Below are 14,804 nucleotides of genomic sequence, written 5' to 3' on the forward strand. Positions count from 1 at the left end.
CGCGGGCAGAATCGACAAGCGATGCCTTTTGTCGTCCAAGGGATTGCCAAGCCACGGTCTGAGGATAATTGAGTAATGAGTGATCTGACTCATGACGGTGTAGAGCGTTTACCGCTGCACACATTCACTGAAAACGCCTATCTGAACTATTCCATGTACGTCATCATGGATCGGGCGTTGCCGTACATTGGCGACGGTTTGAAGCCGGTACAACGCCGCATCATCTACGCCATGTCTGAACTGGGGCTGACCAACAGCGCCAAATTCAAGAAGTCCGCCCGCACCGTGGGCGACGTGCTGGGTAAATATCACCCGCACGGCGACAGCGCGTGTTATGAAGCCATGGTGCTGATGGCGCAGCCGTTCTCGTATCGCTATCCGCTGGTGGACGGCCAGGGGAACTGGGGTGCGCCGGACGATCCCAAGTCGTTCGCGGCGATGCGTTATACCGAATCGCGCCTGTCCAAATACGCCGAGGTCTTGCTGGCCGAGCTGGGCCAGGGCACGGTCGACTGGATCCCGAACTTTGACGGCACGCTGCAAGAGCCGAAGATGCTGCCGGCGCGCCTGCCGAACATCCTGCTGAACGGCACCACCGGCATCGCGGTCGGCATGGCGACCGACATTCCGCCGCACAACGTGCGCGAAGTCGCCGCCGCCGCGGTGGCGCTGCTCGACAAGCCGGGCGCTTCGCTCGATGACCTGCTCGAGTTCGTGCAGGGGCCGGACTTCCCGACCGAAGCCGAGATCATCACCCCGCGCGATGAAATTCGCAAAATTTACCAGAGCGGCCGCGGCTCGGTGCGCATGCGCGCCGTGTGGAAGAAAGAGGATGGCAGCGCGGTGATCACCGCCTTGCCGCATCAGGTTTCCGGCGCCAAGGTGCTGGAGCAGATAGCCAGCCAGATGCGCGCCAAGAAGCTGCCGATGGTCGAAGACCTGCGCGACGAATCCGATCACGAGAACCCGACGCGTCTGGTGATCGTGCCACGTTCCAACCGCATCGATCTGGAGCAGGTGATGAATCACCTGTTCGCCACCACCGATCTGGAGCGCAGCTACCGCATCAACATGAACATGATCGGTCTGGACAACCGCCCGCAGGTGAAAGGGCTGGTGGAGATCCTCACCGAATGGCTGGCCTACCGTCGCGATACGGTGCGTCGCCGCCTGAACTACCGCCTCGAGAAGGTGCTCAAGCGCCTGCATATCCTCGAAGGTTTGCTGGTGGCGTTCCTCAACATCGACGAGGTGATCCACATCATCCGCAGCGAGGATGAGCCGAAGCCGGTGCTGATGCAGCGTTTCGGCATCTCCGATACTCAGGCGGAAGCGATCCTCGAGCTGAAATTGCGTCACCTGGCCAAGCTGGAAGAGGTCAAGATCCGCGGCGAGCAGGACGAACTGGCGAAAGAGCGCGATCAGCTGCAGGCGCTGCTGGCGTCCGAACGCAAGCTGAATACGCTGATTAAGAAAGAGATCCAGGCCGATGCGCAGACCTACGGCGACGATCGCCGTTCGCCGCTGACCGAGCGCGCGGAAGCCAAGGCGATGAGCGAGCACGACTTCGTGCCGTCCGAGCCGGTGACCATCGTGCTGTCGGAAATGGGCTGGGTGCGCAGCGCCAAGGGCCATGACATCGATCCGACCGGGTTGAGCTACAAGGCCGGCGACAGCTTCCGCGGCGCGGCGCGCGGCAAGAGCAATCAGCCGGTGGTGTTTATCGACTCTACCGGGCGCAGCTATGCGCTCGATCCGATGACGCTGCCTTCGGCGCGCGGGCAGGGCGAGCCGCTGACCGGCAAGCTGACGCCGCCGCCGGGCGCCACCATCGAGCAGGTGCTGATGGCGGCCGACGATCAGAAGCTGCTGATGGCGTCTGACGCCGGTTACGGTTTCGTCTGCACCTTTAACGATCTGGTGGCGCGCAACCGCGCCGGCAAGGTGATGATCACGCTGCCGGACAACGCCAGAGCGCTGCCGCCGATGGAGATCCACGGCGCAGACGATATGCTGCTGTCGATCACCGCCGCCGGGCGCATGCTGATGTTCCCGGTCGCCGATCTGCCGCAGCTGTCGAAGGGCAAGGGCAACAAGATCGTCTCCATTCCGGCGGCGCAGGCCGCCGCCGGTGAAGACAAGCTGGCCTGGCTGTTCGTGCTGCCGCCGCAGGCGTCCGTCACGCTGCACGTCGGCAAACGCAAGCTGACGCTGCGCCCGGAAGATCTGCAGAAGTTCCGTGCGGAACGCGGCCGCAAGGGCACCCAACTGCCGCGCGGCCTGCAGCGCATCGATCGCGTCGAAGTGGATGCGCCGGTGCGGGCGTCGGGTGGCGACAGCGAAGAGTAAGCGTTGGCACCAGCGTTAACGGGCGGTCGCAGCATGCTGTGGCCGCCTTATTTATTTTTGCTGGCGTTTATTTTCCAAATAGTTAACATTTCTGCGCATAAAATTATTGTGCGTACTGCCGCCTGGCGGGAAAATAGCGAGAAATGCAGGCGACATAGGCGTGCTTTCCGCCTGGTCGGCAAATAATGAGTAAAGGAATCTGCGCAGCGAAGTAAACTGCGTTGGCAGTGTGCTAATGAGGTTGTTATGTTATTGATTTTGCGTGCCGTTCTCGCCACTCTTTTCTGTATTCTGGTGTGTATTTTCGGTTCGGTTTATTGCTTGTTCAGTCCGCGTAATCCTCGCCATGTGGCGACCTTCGGCCATCTTTTCGGCCGTCTGTCGACGCTGTTCGGCATCAAGGTTGAAACCCGCGTGCCGGCCGATGCGGCCAACAACGGCAACTGCATCTATATCGCCAACCACCAAAATAACTATGACATGGTGACGGCCTCTAATATCGTGCAGCCGCGCACCGTGACGGTCGGTAAAAAAAGTCTGGTGTGGATCCCGTTTTTCGGCCCGCTGTATTGGCTGACCGGTAATCTGCTGATAGATCGTGATAATCGCGCCAAGGCGCACGGCACCATCGCCCAGGTGGCGGAGCAGTTCAAGAAGAAAGACATTTCGATCTGGATGTTCCCGGAAGGGACCCGCAGCCGCGGCCGTGGGCTGATGCCGTTTAAAACCGGCGCGTTCCACGCGGCCATCGCCGCCGGCGTGCCGATTGTGCCTATCTGCGTATCCACCACCAGCGGTAATATAAATCTTAATCGCTGGAATAACGGTCATGTGATCGTCGAGATGTTGGCGCCGGTGGATACCAGCAAATACGGCAAAGAAAACGTGCGCGAGCTGGCGGCCCATTGCCGCGAGCTGATGGAGGCGAAAATCGCCGAATTGGACGCCGAAGTCGCCCAGCGCAACGCCGCCAAAAAATAAGAGTCTACCGGCTTCAAAGAAGAGTATTTTAATTGGCGTTCAGCGCCGTTAACGCCTGAGCGCCTGCTAATCTTGATTGGCGGGCGTTTGGGTTTTGCACACGGTTTAGTTATTGCTTTTCATGGAGAAAATATGTCACTCAGTCGACGTCAGTTTTTACAGGCATCGGGCCTGGCGCTGTGCGCGGGCGCCGTGCCGCTGAGGGCTGAGGCGAGCGGAACGCAGACCCCATTACCCATTCCCCCGCTGCTGGAGTCTCGCCGCGGTCAGCCGCTGTTCCTGACCTTGCAGCGCGCCCACTGGGCGTTTATGGATAACCGCAAAGCGGCGGTGTGGGGCATCAACGGCATGTACCTGGGGCCGACGGTGCGGGTTTACAGCGGCGACGACGTCAAACTGATCTACAGCAACCGCCTGCAGGAACCGGTAGCGATGACCATCAGCGGTCTGCAGGTGCCGGGCACGCTGATGGGCGGCGCGCCGCGCATGATGTCGCCCAACGTCGACTGGTCGCCGGTGCTGCCCATTCGTCAGGCGGCGGCTACCTGCTGGTACCACGCCAATACGCCAAACCGCATGGCGCCGCATGTGTATAACGGGCTGGCCGGATTGTGGCTGGTGGAGGATGCCGTCAGCAAAGCGCTGCCGCTGCCCAACCACTACGGCGTCGACGATTTCCCGCTGATCATTCAGGACAAACGCTTCGATAACTTCGGCACGCCGCAATACGATGCACCGTCGCAGGGCGGCTTCGTCGGCGATACGCTGTTGGTCAACGGCGTGCAAAACCCGTATGTCGACGTGTCGCGCGGCTGGGTGCGTTTGCGTTTGCTCAACGCCTCCAACGCGCGGCGTTATACCCTGCAGCTCAGCGACGGGCGGCCGTTCAACGTGATTGCCAGCGATCAGGGCTTCCTGCCTGCGCCGGTTGCGGTGCAGCAGCTGTCGCTGGCGCCGGGCGAGCGCCGGGAAGTGCTGATCGACATGTCGAAGGGCGACGAGGTGACCATCACCGCCGGTGAAGCGGCGGGCATCATGGATCGCCTGCGCGGCCTGTTCGAGCCGTCGAGCATTCTGGTGTCCACCCAGGTGCTGACGCTGCGCCCGACCGGCCTGCTGCCGCTGGTAACCGACAACCTGCCGATGCGCCTGCTGGCGGATCAGCTGTTGGACGGCAGCGCCAGCCGCACCCGCGATTTCCGCCTGGGCGACGGCGGCGTCGGCATCAACGGCGCAATTTGGGACATGAACCGCATCGACGTACAGGCGCAGCAAGGCACCTGGGAACGCTGGAACATTCATGCGGATACGCCGCAGTCGTTCCATATTCAGGGCGTGCAGTTCCTGATCAAACGCGTCAACGGCGCGCAGCCGATGGCGGAAGATCGCGGCTGGAAGGATACCGTCTGGGTCGATGGCGACGTCGAGCTGCTGGTGTATTTCAACCAATCCACCTCCGAACACTTCCCGTTCCTGTATTACAGCCAGACGCTGGAGATGGCCGATCGCGGCACCGCCGGCCAGCTGATGGTGCAGCCGACGATGTAACCCGCTCTGCGGGCCGCTTAGGGCGCCCGCAGCATCTCCAGGAAGGCCTGCACCACCGGCGTGACGCTGTCGGTACGGTATACCGCGTACAGATCCGCCGGCGGCGCCTGTTGCAGCGAGCAAAACCGCACGCCGGGCCACGGAATGCGGCCGTAGCTGTCCGGCAACAGCGTAATGCCGCAGCCTTCCGCCACCAGCGCCAGCAGGGTTTGCGGCTCGTTAACCTGATAAGCGACGTCCGGCAAAAATCCCTGCTGCAGGCACAGATTGTGCAGATACAGCCCCAGGCTGGCCTCATGCGGCGGCAGCACGATGAAGCTGTCGTTCTGCAGCGCCGCCAGCGGGATATTCTCCTGCTGCGCCAGCGGATGATCGAGCGGCAGCACCACGGCGATGCTTTCGCGCGCCAGCCGTTGGCAGCTCAATCCCGGCAGCGTCTGCTGCTGCGCCTCTCGCCATACCCCGATATCGATATGCCGCTTTTGCAGCGCGGCGATTTGCTGGCTGGGCGTCAGCTCATTCAACGACCAGGTAGCGCCGACGCTCTGCTCGCTGAACCGCCGCAGCGCCGCAATCAAGCCGCCCCAGGCCGAGGTGCCGACCATGCCGACCACCATGTGGCCGCCTTCGCCGCGCCCCATTTGTTGCACCTGATGCAGCGCGCTGTCGGCCTGATCCAGCAGCCGCTCGACGTTGCGCAGCAGCGTGCGGCCGGCCGGCGTCAGCGTCATGGAGCGGGTGGTGCGTTTGAACAGCACCACGCCGAGCTGGCTCTCCAGCTCTTTGATGTGCTTGCTGAGCGGCGGCTGTGACATATTCAACCGCCGCGCCGCCTGAGTGAAATTCATCTCTTCCGCCACCACGCGGAAATAGTGCAGCAGGCGGAAGTTAATTCGACCGGGATCGGGCAGGGCATGGGGCGGGTTCATCCGGGGTATCGCCTCCTGTGACGCAGCTCAACTTATAGATAAATGGAATAAATCGGCCGCCAAGAATGTATTGGTCTCGGCCGCGCCTCGCTCTCTACTATGGGGCTTATTGTCCCCCGCTTAAAGAGAGAATACGATGTTTAATCAAGAAGATGCTTTTATCTGCGCCGATGTTGTCCGCGCACGTCTGCCGGGTTTTCAGCCGAAAGCGGCCTTGATTCTCGGCTCCGGTCTCGGCGCTCTGGCGGAGGTGATGACCGAAACCGTCACCCTCGATTACGCGGCGCTGCCGGGCTTCCCGGTGAGCGGCGTCGCCGGCCACGCCGGGCAACTGGTCGCCGGCAAGCTGGAGGGCGTGCCGGTCTTGTGCATGAAAGGGCGCGGCCACTTCTATGAAGGGCGCGGCATGCAGGTGATGACCACCGCAGTGCGCACCTTCAAACTGCTGGGCTGCGAATTCCTGTTGGCGACCAACGCCGCCGGTTCGCTGCGCCGCTCGGTAGCGCCGGGCAGCCTGGTGGCCATTACCGATCATATCAATTTCATGCCGGAATCGCCGCTGGTCGGCGCCAACGACGAGCGCTTCGGGCCGCGCTTCTTCAGCCTGGCGAACGCCTACGATCGCGATCTGCGCGCCCAACTGGCGGCGGTGGCCGAAAGCGCGGGCATCCCGCTGGCGGAAGGGGTGTTCGCCGCTTACACCGGGCCGAACTTCGAAACGCCGGCGGAGATCCGCATGATGCAGACCCTCGGCTGCGACGTCGTGGGCATGTCGATCGTGCCGGAAGTCCTGACGGCGCGCCACTGCGGCCTCAAGGTGCTGGTGGTGTCCGCGATGACCAACTACGCCGAAGGGCTGTCGGATACGCCTCTTTCTCACGAACAAACGCTCAGCTGCGCGGCGCTGGCGGCGGACGATTTCATGCGCCTTATCCGCGAGCTGTTCAAAACGCTGTGACACCGTAAGCAAACCGGCGGCGGGCTGCAGTGGGCCCGCCGCACCAATCATCGTTGAAAGCATAATAACAAGGTGATGGCGATGACGATAAAAACACGATTGAAGGTGATGATTTTCCTGCAGTTCTTTATCTGGGGCGCCTGGCTGGTGACGCTGGGCTCCTATATGATCAACACGCTGCATTTCAGCGGCATGCAGGTGGGAATGGTTTACAGCGCCAAGGGGATCGCGGCGCTGATCATGCCGGGCCTGGCGGGCATCATCGCCGACCGTTGGATGAGGGCCAACTACCTGTATGCGCTTTGCCACCTGCTCGGGGCGTTGGCGCTGTACTGTGCGGCGCAGGTTGAGCAACCGATGCTGATGTTCTGGGTAATGCTGTTCAACGCCATGGTCTATATGCCGACCATCGCGCTCTCCAACGCCATTTCCTATTTTTGCCTGGAGAAGCACGGCTTTGACACGGTAAAGGACTTTCCGCCGGTGCGGGTGTACGGCACCGTGGGATTCATTCTGGCAATGTGGCTGGTCGGTTTCAGCCAAATCGAGCTCAGTAATCTGCAGCTGTATCTGGCTTCTGCGGCGTCGCTGCTGCTGTCCGCCTATTCGCTGACGCTGCCGCGCTGCCCGACCAACCGCGCGGCCGAGTCGAAGCGCTGGGTGAGCGTGCTGGGGCTGGATGCGCTGGTGCTGTTTCGCCAGCGGCGCATGGCGCTGTTTTTCCTGTTCGCCATGTTGCTCGGCGCGGCGCTGCAGATAACCAACACCTTCGGCAACCCGTTCCTGCACGATCTGTCGCTCAATCCGCTGTATCAGGACAGCCTCAGCGTCCGGTATCCGGCGGTGCTGCTGTCGCTGTCGCAGATCTCTGAAGTGTTCTTTATCCTCACCATTCCCTTTTTCCTGCGCCGTTACGGCATCAAGCAGGTGATGCTGATCAGCATGGCGGCCTGGACGCTGCGTTTCCTGTTCCTGGCCTACGGCACGCCGGTCGGTTTTGGTTTCGTGCTGCTGCTGTTGTCGATGATCGTCTACGGTTGCGCGTTCGACTTCTTTAATATTTCCGGCGCCATTTTCGTCGAGAAGGAGGCCGATCACCGCATCCGCGCCAGCGCGCAGGGGCTGTTCATGACCATGGTCAACGGTCTGGGCGCCTATGTGGGGGCGCTCGCCAGCGGCGAAGTGGTGGATTTCTTCAGCCGTGACGGCGTGAAAGACTGGCAGAGCATCTGGCTGGTGTTTGCGCTGTATACGCTGGTGCTGGGGATTGTGTTCGCGTTGAGCTTCAACTATCGCCACTCGCCGCAGGAGAGTGCGGCGGCGGCGCAGTAAGGCTGAGGGCGCTGGATGGCGGCGCCCTGAAACGTCAGGCCTGCGGGAAGCGTTGTTGCAGTTGATGCCGGTCCGGCGGATTGGCGGCGCCGAGGCTGGCCACCACGCAGGCGGCGACCCGGTTGGCCAGATCGACCGCCCGCGGCAGCGGCCAGCCGGCGGACAGCCCCGCCAGCAAACCGGCGCAGTGGGCATCGCCCGCGCCGATGGTATCGATGACGTCCACCGGATAGGCGGGAACGTGCAGCGGCGGCGTGCGGCCGTCGCAGATCCAGGCGCCGTCGCGATCCAGGCGGCAGATCAGCGTCAGGTTACGGGCGGCGGCATAGCGTTGCGCGGCATCCACGGCGTCGCCGGCGCCGCACAGCGCGGCCACTTCGTCGCGGTTGAGCGTCAGCAGGGTGTGGCTGTCGCTGAGCATGGCGAAGAAATCTTCGCTGAGCTGGGCAATGCGCGGGCCGGGATCGATCAGACGCGGTTGGTCGAACGGCATGCGCGTCAGCCACTCGCGCAGCGCTTCGCCGTTTTCGCCCGCCAGCTCGTAGCCGCTGGCGTAGATCAGGGTGTGTTCCGTCAGCGGCAGCGTGGCCAGCTGCGCTTTATTCCATTGGCTTTCGCAACCGGAAACCGTGATGAAGGTGCGTTCGCCGTTCGGCTCCACCAGCGCCAGGCACCAGCCATTGTCCATCTGGCCGTGGCGCAACAGCACCTCCAGCCCCAGTTCGCCCATGGCGGCTTCGATCGCCGCGCCCCATTCGCCGTTGCCGACCGGCATACCGTTGATCACCGGCACTTCAAGGCGCGTCAGCGCGCGCGCCACGTTGAACGCGCAACCGCCGATTTGGCGCGCCTGCGGCTGGGCTTCGATATCTTCGCCGCTGGTCGGCAGACGCGGCAGCGTCATCACCAGATCGCCGACCGCGCCCCCTATCACCAGGACCGGCGTTACAGCTTCCCATTCATTCATTGATGTTCTCTGCGTTGGGTCAGGTACAGACCGTAAGCGATCAGACTAACCGCAAACGACACAAACAGCCCCAGACTGGAGTCGGCAAACAAGCCTTTAGCCAGCGGGCCGTCGATAAAACCGGTTTTGGTGACCAGCAGGCCGCACAGGGCGCCGAGGAACCAGCAGAACAGCGGGGCTTTGCGCACGCCGCGGTTCTGGCCATGCAGGCCGTACAAAGCGTTGCCATCATACCCGTGGCGGCGGCGCAGGCACAGGTAATCGAGCAGGAAAATCGCCTCCCAGGCCGCCAGGAACACCCCGCAGAACACCAGGAAGGAGATGAACGGCCCCATAAAGTCACCGGAGATGAACAGCACATACAGGGCGATACCCAGCACCACCACGGCGTCGATCGATACCGCCAACCACTGTTTGACCTGCACGCCGATGGTCAGCAGGTTAAGGCTGGCGGAATACAGGCTGAGCACCGCGATGGTGACGATGCCGGCGGTGGCGGCCAGCAGATAAGGGATCGCCATCCAGGCGGGCAGCACTGAGCCTATCAGCGCGATGGGATTGGCGGCGTTGGCCAGATCGGGCAGCTGCACGGAAAGCAGAATGCCGGCCAGCATCAGCAACATCAGCGGCAAACAGGCGCCGCCCATCACCGCGGCGAAAATGCTTTTGCTCGACGAATTCGGGCTTTGATAGCGGCTGTAATCGGCGCCGGCGATCGCCCAACTGATGCCGGTACCGGCGGCGATCACCGAGACCGCCGGCAGGAAGCCGGTCAGCCAGCTGCCGGAAGGCAGCGCCAGCACCTGGCTCCACTCGGTGTTGAACAGGATATAGAGCACCACGATCAGCGTCATGGTGCCGAAGATGCGGCTGAACCAGCTTTGCATCCAGACTACGGTATTCTGCCCCAGCAGGCTGACGACGATAGTGAGCCCGGCGAACAGCAACAGGCTGAGCGCGGTCAGCAGATGGCTGGCCCCCAGCCCGAAGGCCTCGAACAGCGCCGCCAGCGTCAGGGTGCCGGTGATCACGTTGACCGCTTCCCAGCCCATCAGATTGATCCAACTGAACAGGGTAGGCGCCACGTTGCCCTTCAGCCCGAAAATCACTCGCGACAGCGTCAGCGTAGAGGTGCGCCCGCGCTTGCCGGCGAAGCTGGTGAGGCCAACCAGCACGAAGCTGGCGACGCCGAACAAGGCGGCGAGCACCGATTGCAGGAAGGATAAGCCGAAGCCGACGATGATGGCACCATACACCACGCCGAGAATGCCGATATTGGCTGCCGACCAGATCCAAAACAGCTCGATGGGCCGCCCGGTCTGTTCCGCATCCGGCACCCGGTCGATACCGGTGCTCTCTACCTTCCATGCTTCATTGCGATTGATATCGGTCATAGCAATTGATCCCTGTTGCGCAGCGCCTTGAGGGCCGCCGCAGTTGACTGAAAAGCGATTTTGTTGGCGCGGTGGCCGCCGCCTCGGATGAGGCTTGCCGACCGCACGGCGCCAATGAGTGTAGACAAAGAGTGGGTCTGCAGCGGAGTTTGGAAGAGAGAGAACGTTTTTATTTGCAGGCATCAGTCCGTTTCACCCGGCGCAAGGGGGATCGCGCGAGGGGATGATGAGCCGTGAGCAAGCTATCCATTAGCACCGTTGCTTATTATTTGTCATTTTTAGTGGCGTCTTGGGCAACGTGACCCATCGGGTACGGCGAGAAGCGGGCAATTCATCCCAAAGGGGCGCCCATCCGCTTCAGCGAACAGGATGCGGACAGCGTATGCCCGCTGCCTGACCATCAGGTGCGTCCTGTCTGGTCGGCAGCGGATTTTTAGTTGTTTTAAAGGTGGATCCCTGGTGTTGGTGCCATTGATGTTTCAACATCAATAAGCACAGATTACGCGCGATCTAGATCCAATGAAAGTCCATTGAATAAAAATTGTGATGTCCCTCTGAAAACATTAGTAATATTTTAGTTATGGTGAGAGGCTTTATCGCCGGATCGGCGATAGGAGAAAGCGAAGTTTGGGCATAGGGCGGAACAAGAGGGCGGGCGAATGACGGATTTTATGGCCTGGCTGCGTGAACATCTGGCGCAGGGGGCGGCGGCGCCGCGCTATATTCAGCTGGCGACGGCGATAGAAACCGCGATCAGGCAGCAGGTGCTGGCGGCGGAGGCATTTCTGCCGCCGGAGCGGCACATGGCGGAAGGTTTGGCGCTGTCGCGCGTCACCGTCAGCAAGGCGATGAAACTGCTGGAGGAGAAGGGGCTGATTTCGCGGCAGCAGGGCGTTGGTACCCGCGTGGCGATGCGTATCGGCTATTCCCTCGATAAGGACAGCGGTTTTACCGCTCAGGCGCTGCGTCACGGCAGCAGCGTCAGCAACCGATGGCTGCTGCGCGCGCGGGTCGGCGCGCCGGCCAAGGCCGCGGCGGCGCTGGGGATCGCGGAAGGGGATGAGGTGGTCAAACTGCGGCGTTTACGCCTGTTGAACGGCAGCCCGGTCTCGCTGGAAACCACCTATATTCCGCTGCGCTTCCTGCCTGAACCGGCGCAGCTGGAGCACTCGCTGTATGCGTTATGGCAATCGCGCGGCATCGTGCCTGAAGATAAACACTTTTTGTTGAAGGCGGTGTCATGCAGCGGCGAGGTCGCCGAGCTGCTCAACGTACCGTGCGGCGCGCCGTTGTTGCACATCATCCAAACCAGCCGCAACGCCCGGGGCGAGGCGCTGGAGTTCAGCGATATCTTGTGCCGCAGCGACGTTTATGAATTCGAGGTGAATGGTTAGCGAAATAACCATGCTCTTTTTGCCACTAGTGCGTATAATCGCCGCCCGGCGATTAATTAACCTGTAAAAAGAGCAGCAGAATGAGCACCACCAGCCTGATCCAACCCGATCGTGAACTGTTTTCTTATAAGCCTTATTGGGCGGAATGTTATGGCACCGCGCCGTTTTTACCGATGTCGCGAGCAGAGATGGATCAACTGGGCTGGGACAGCTGCGACGTGATCATCATCAGCGGCGACGCCTATGTCGATCACCCGAGCTTCGGCATGGCGATCATCGGCCGCATGCTGGAAGCGCAGGGCTTCCGCGTCGGCATCATCGCGCAGCCGGACTGGAGCAACAAAGAAGACTTCATGCGGTTGGGGAAACCGAATCTGTTCTTCGGCATCACCGCCGGCAACATGGATTCGATGATCAACCGCTATACCGCCGATCGCAAACTGCGCCACGACGACGCCTACACCGCCGGCAACGTCGGCGGCAAGCGCCCGGATCGCGCCACCCTGGTCTACAGCCAGCGCTGCAAAGAAGCCTATAAAGACGTGCCGATCGTGCTGGGCGGCATTGAAGCCAGCCTGCGTCGCATCGCCCACTACGACTATTGGTCGGATACCGTGCGCCGCTCGGTGCTGGTGGACTCCAAAGCCGACATGCTGATCTACGGCAACGGCGAACGCCCGCTGGTGGAAGTGGCGCACCGTCTGGCCGCCGGCGAGAAGATCGGCGATATCCACGATATTCGCAATACCGCGGTGATGCGTAAAGAAGCGCTGCCGGGCTGGAGCGGCGTGGATTCCACCCGCCTCGACAAGCCGGGCCGCATCGAACCTATCCCGAACCCGTACGGCGAGGATCTGCCGTGCGCCGACGGCGCCAAACCGAAGGAGCCGGAAGCCAAGCCTGTCACGGTGCGCGCCGCCAAGCCGAAGCCGTGGGAGAAGACCTACGTGCTGCTGCCGTCCTTCGAGAAAGTGAAGGGCGACAAGGTGCTGTATGCGCACACCTCGCGCATTTTGCACCATGAAACCAACCCCGGCTGCGCCCGCGCGCTGATGCAAAAACACGGCGATCGCTACGTGTGGATCAACCCGCCGGCGATCCCGCTGACCACGCCGGAGATGGACAGCGTCTTCGCCCTGCCTTACCAGCGCGTGCCGCACCCGTCCTACGGTCAGGAGCGCATTCCTGCCTACGACATGATCCGCTTCTCGGTGAACATCATGCGCGGTTGCTACGGCGGCTGTTCGTTCTGTTCGATCACCGAGCACGAAGGGCGCATCATCCAGAGCCGTTCGGAAGATTCGATCGTTCGCGAAATCGAAGAGATCCGCGACAAAGTGCCGGGCTTTACCGGCGTGATCTCCGATCTGGGCGGCCCGACCGCCAACATGTACATGCTGCGCTGCACCAACCCGCGTGCCGAGCAGACCTGCCGCCGCGCCTCGTGCGTGTATCCGGAGATCTGCACTTACATGGATACCAACCACGAGCCGACCATCAAGCTTTACCGCCGCGCGCGTTCGCTGGAGGGCATCAAGAAGATCCTGATCGCCTCCGGGGTACGTTACGATCTGGCGGTGGAAGATCCGCGCTATATCAAGGAACTGGCGACCCACCACGTCGGCGGCTACCTGAAGATCGCGCCGGAGCACACCGAAGAAGGCCCGCTGTCGAAAATGATGAAACCGGGCATGGGCAGCTACGATCGCTTCAAACAGCTGTTTGATCACTATTCGAAGCAGGCGGGCAAAGAGCAGTACCTGATCCCGTACTTCATCTCTTCGCACCCGGGCACCCGCGATGAAGACATGGTGAACCTGGCGCTGTGGCTGAAGAAGAACCGTTTCCGCCTCGATCAGGTGCAGAACTTCTATCCTTCGCCGATGGCCAACTCCACCACCATGTATTACAGCGGCAAAAACCCGCTGAGCAAGGTGGGGTACAAGAGTGAAGACGTGGTGGTGCCGCGCGGCGAGCGCCAGCGTCGCCTGCATAAGGCGCTGCTGCGTTACCACGATCCGGCCAACTGGGCGCTGATCCGCACCGCGCTGGAAGAGATGGGGCTGAAGCACCTGATCGGCAGCCGCCGCGAGTGTCTGGTGCCGGCGCCGAGCATCGACGAGCAGCGCGAAGCGAAACGGCTGCAGCGCCACACCCGACCGGCATTGACCAAGCATACCGACATCAATCGGCAGCGCACGCCGTCCAACCGGCCGCCGCGCAAACCGATTCGCAAGGCCAAGCCGTAACGACGAGGCCCGCGCGCAAACAAAAAGGAGAACCCTCGGGTTCTCCTTTTTACTTTGGCTAATTACAACCGTTCGTAAGCGGCTTCCACTTTCATCAAATGGCGCGGCGCCTGCGGTGCGGGATGGTATTTGCGCACGTGCCAGTTAAAGGCTTCCGGCGACAGGTTGTTAATCATCGCGATCGCCTGCTGGCGGTTGCTGGAGAAGGTGCGCAGTAGCGCGCCGGTGCCGTTGACGTAGGCGATGATGGTGGCGTAGCGCAGCGTGACGGGATTGGCGATCCCTTTAAGCTGTTGTTTTTGCAAGGTGGCCAGATAGGCGGCGCCGAGATCGATATTGGTGTCGGGATCCCGCAGGTCATCGTCGTCCGGGCAGCCGCGTTTGCCTTTGTAGCGGTAGGCATCACAGCCGGCGGTATCGGCTTTCAGCTGCATCAGACCGATCGCATTGGATCTGCTCACTGCGGAAGGGTTGAAGCCGGACTCCACCTGGATCATGGCGGTGATCAGCTTGGCGTCCACGCCGTATTCGCTGGCGGCGTCTTGAATGGCGCTATCGAAGGCGTGGCGATCGTAGCTGACGCGCTGTTTCTTGCCGGCGCAACCCGCCAGCACCAGCATGATGCAAAGCATGCCCAGCCGTGACCCGTGTGAGAAAGAGAATTTCATGGTGCTCCGTGCTTGTCTGTTTTTTTAACGGCGTT

At 61.6% G+C, this 14,804-nt stretch carries 11 protein-coding genes; 7 read left to right on the forward strand and 4 right to left on the reverse strand.

Annotation, left to right across the window (positions count from 1 at the left end):
* Nucleotides 1-75 precede the first annotated feature (75 nt).
* From parC to ftsP, 3 genes are all read left to right on the forward strand, one after another.
* Nucleotides 76-2,349 (forward strand): DNA topoisomerase IV subunit A, encoded by a 2,274-nt coding sequence (gene parC / locus ACSBQV_RS17030; protein ID WP_004937261.1) that lies wholly within the window; start codon nt 76-78, stop codon nt 2,347-2,349.
* A gap of 246 nt (nt 2,350-2,595) precedes the next feature.
* A complete protein-coding gene (locus ACSBQV_RS17035; RefSeq protein WP_004937266.1) occupies nt 2,596-3,330 on the forward strand; it encodes a 1-acylglycerol-3-phosphate O-acyltransferase in 735 nt (244 codons plus the stop codon).
* 132 nt (nt 3,331-3,462) lie between these two features.
* The gene (gene ftsP / locus ACSBQV_RS17040; protein ID WP_033644615.1) at nt 3,463-4,878 is read left to right on the forward strand and encodes a cell division protein FtsP; all 1,416 of its coding nucleotides are present in this window, start codon (nt 3,463-3,465) and stop codon (nt 4,876-4,878) included.
* Nucleotides 4,879-4,895: 17 nt separating this feature from the next.
* Here ftsP and ACSBQV_RS17045 read toward each other — a convergent pair whose 3' ends face one another.
* The gene (locus ACSBQV_RS17045) at nt 4,896-5,807 is read right to left on the reverse strand and encodes a LysR family transcriptional regulator (RefSeq protein ID WP_099783995.1); all 912 of its coding nucleotides are present in this window, start codon (nt 5,805-5,807) and stop codon (nt 4,896-4,898) included.
* 136 nt (nt 5,808-5,943) lie between these two features.
* Here ACSBQV_RS17045 and xapA point away from each other — a divergent pair, with 136 nt between their 5' ends.
* Nucleotides 5,944-6,765, forward strand: a complete 822-nt coding sequence (gene xapA, locus ACSBQV_RS17050) for a xanthosine phosphorylase (protein ID WP_033651299.1) — start codon at nt 5,944-5,946, stop codon at nt 6,763-6,765.
* 81 nt (nt 6,766-6,846) lie between these two features.
* Entirely contained in the window at nt 6,847-8,097 is a 1,251-nt protein-coding gene (locus ACSBQV_RS17055) for a nucleoside permease (RefSeq protein ID WP_099784119.1), read from the forward strand.
* A gap of 34 nt (nt 8,098-8,131) precedes the next feature.
* Here ACSBQV_RS17055 and ACSBQV_RS17060 read toward each other — a convergent pair whose 3' ends face one another.
* On the reverse strand, nt 8,132-9,064 hold the full coding sequence (locus tag ACSBQV_RS17060) for a PfkB family carbohydrate kinase (RefSeq protein ID WP_033644619.1): 933 nt from the start codon (nt 9,062-9,064) through the stop codon (nt 8,132-8,134).
* Nucleotides 9,061-10,458 carry a purine-cytosine permease family protein gene (locus tag ACSBQV_RS17065; RefSeq protein ID WP_042785387.1) on the reverse strand — a complete coding sequence of 466 codons (1,398 nt, stop codon included), beginning with the start codon at nt 10,456-10,458 and terminating at the stop codon, nt 9,061-9,063. The genes ACSBQV_RS17060 and ACSBQV_RS17065 overlap by 4 nt, the downstream gene beginning before the upstream one ends.
* Nucleotides 10,459-11,117: 659 nt before the next feature.
* Here ACSBQV_RS17065 and ACSBQV_RS17070 point away from each other — a divergent pair.
* Nucleotides 11,118-11,852: a GntR family transcriptional regulator gene (locus ACSBQV_RS17070; RefSeq protein WP_033644622.1), complete on the forward strand. Its 735-nt coding sequence runs from the start codon at nt 11,118-11,120 to the stop codon at nt 11,850-11,852.
* A gap of 80 nt (nt 11,853-11,932) precedes the next feature.
* The gene (locus tag ACSBQV_RS17075) at nt 11,933-14,101 is read left to right on the forward strand and encodes a YgiQ family radical SAM protein (RefSeq protein WP_033651302.1); all 2,169 of its coding nucleotides are present in this window, start codon (nt 11,933-11,935) and stop codon (nt 14,099-14,101) included.
* A gap of 62 nt (nt 14,102-14,163) precedes the next feature.
* Here the strand turns inward: ACSBQV_RS17075 and ACSBQV_RS17080 are convergent, their stop codons facing one another.
* On the reverse strand, nt 14,164-14,769 hold the full coding sequence (locus tag ACSBQV_RS17080) for a transglycosylase SLT domain-containing protein (RefSeq protein ID WP_033644624.1): 606 nt from the start codon (nt 14,767-14,769) through the stop codon (nt 14,164-14,166).
* Between the last annotated feature and the right edge of the window lie 35 nt (nt 14,770-14,804).

It is taken from the genome of Serratia sp. B501, assembly GCF_051172315.1.
Classification (GTDB): Bacteria; Pseudomonadota; Gammaproteobacteria; order Enterobacterales; family Enterobacteriaceae; genus Serratia; species Serratia ureilytica.

Excerpts from the sequence above, each read along its gene's own strand:
- parC (WP_004937261.1), top strand. The coding sequence starts at position 76 with ATGAGTGATCTGACTCATGACGGTGTAGAGCGTTTACCGCTGCACACA.
- ACSBQV_RS17055 (WP_099784119.1), top strand. The coding sequence starts at position 6,847 with ATGACGATAAAAACACGATTGAAGGTGATGATTTTCCTGCAGTTCTTT.
- ftsP (WP_033644615.1), top strand. The coding sequence starts at position 3,463 with ATGTCACTCAGTCGACGTCAGTTTTTACAGGCATCGGGCCTGGCGCTG.
- ACSBQV_RS17070 (WP_033644622.1), top strand. The coding sequence starts at position 11,118 with ATGACGGATTTTATGGCCTGGCTGCGTGAACATCTGGCGCAGGGGGCG.
- ACSBQV_RS17060 (WP_033644619.1), bottom strand. The coding sequence starts at position 9,064 with ATGAATGAATGGGAAGCTGTAACGCCGGTCCTGGTGATAGGGGGCGCG.
- ACSBQV_RS17045 (WP_099783995.1), bottom strand. The coding sequence starts at position 5,807 with ATGAACCCGCCCCATGCCCTGCCCGATCCCGGTCGAATTAACTTCCGC.
- ACSBQV_RS17035 (WP_004937266.1), top strand. The coding sequence starts at position 2,596 with ATGTTATTGATTTTGCGTGCCGTTCTCGCCACTCTTTTCTGTATTCTG.
- ACSBQV_RS17080 (WP_033644624.1), bottom strand. The coding sequence starts at position 14,769 with ATGAAATTCTCTTTCTCACACGGGTCACGGCTGGGCATGCTTTGCATC.
- xapA (WP_033651299.1), top strand. The coding sequence starts at position 5,944 with ATGTTTAATCAAGAAGATGCTTTTATCTGCGCCGATGTTGTCCGCGCA.
- ACSBQV_RS17075 (WP_033651302.1), top strand. The coding sequence starts at position 11,933 with ATGAGCACCACCAGCCTGATCCAACCCGATCGTGAACTGTTTTCTTAT.
- ACSBQV_RS17065 (WP_042785387.1), bottom strand. The coding sequence starts at position 10,458 with ATGACCGATATCAATCGCAATGAAGCATGGAAGGTAGAGAGCACCGGT.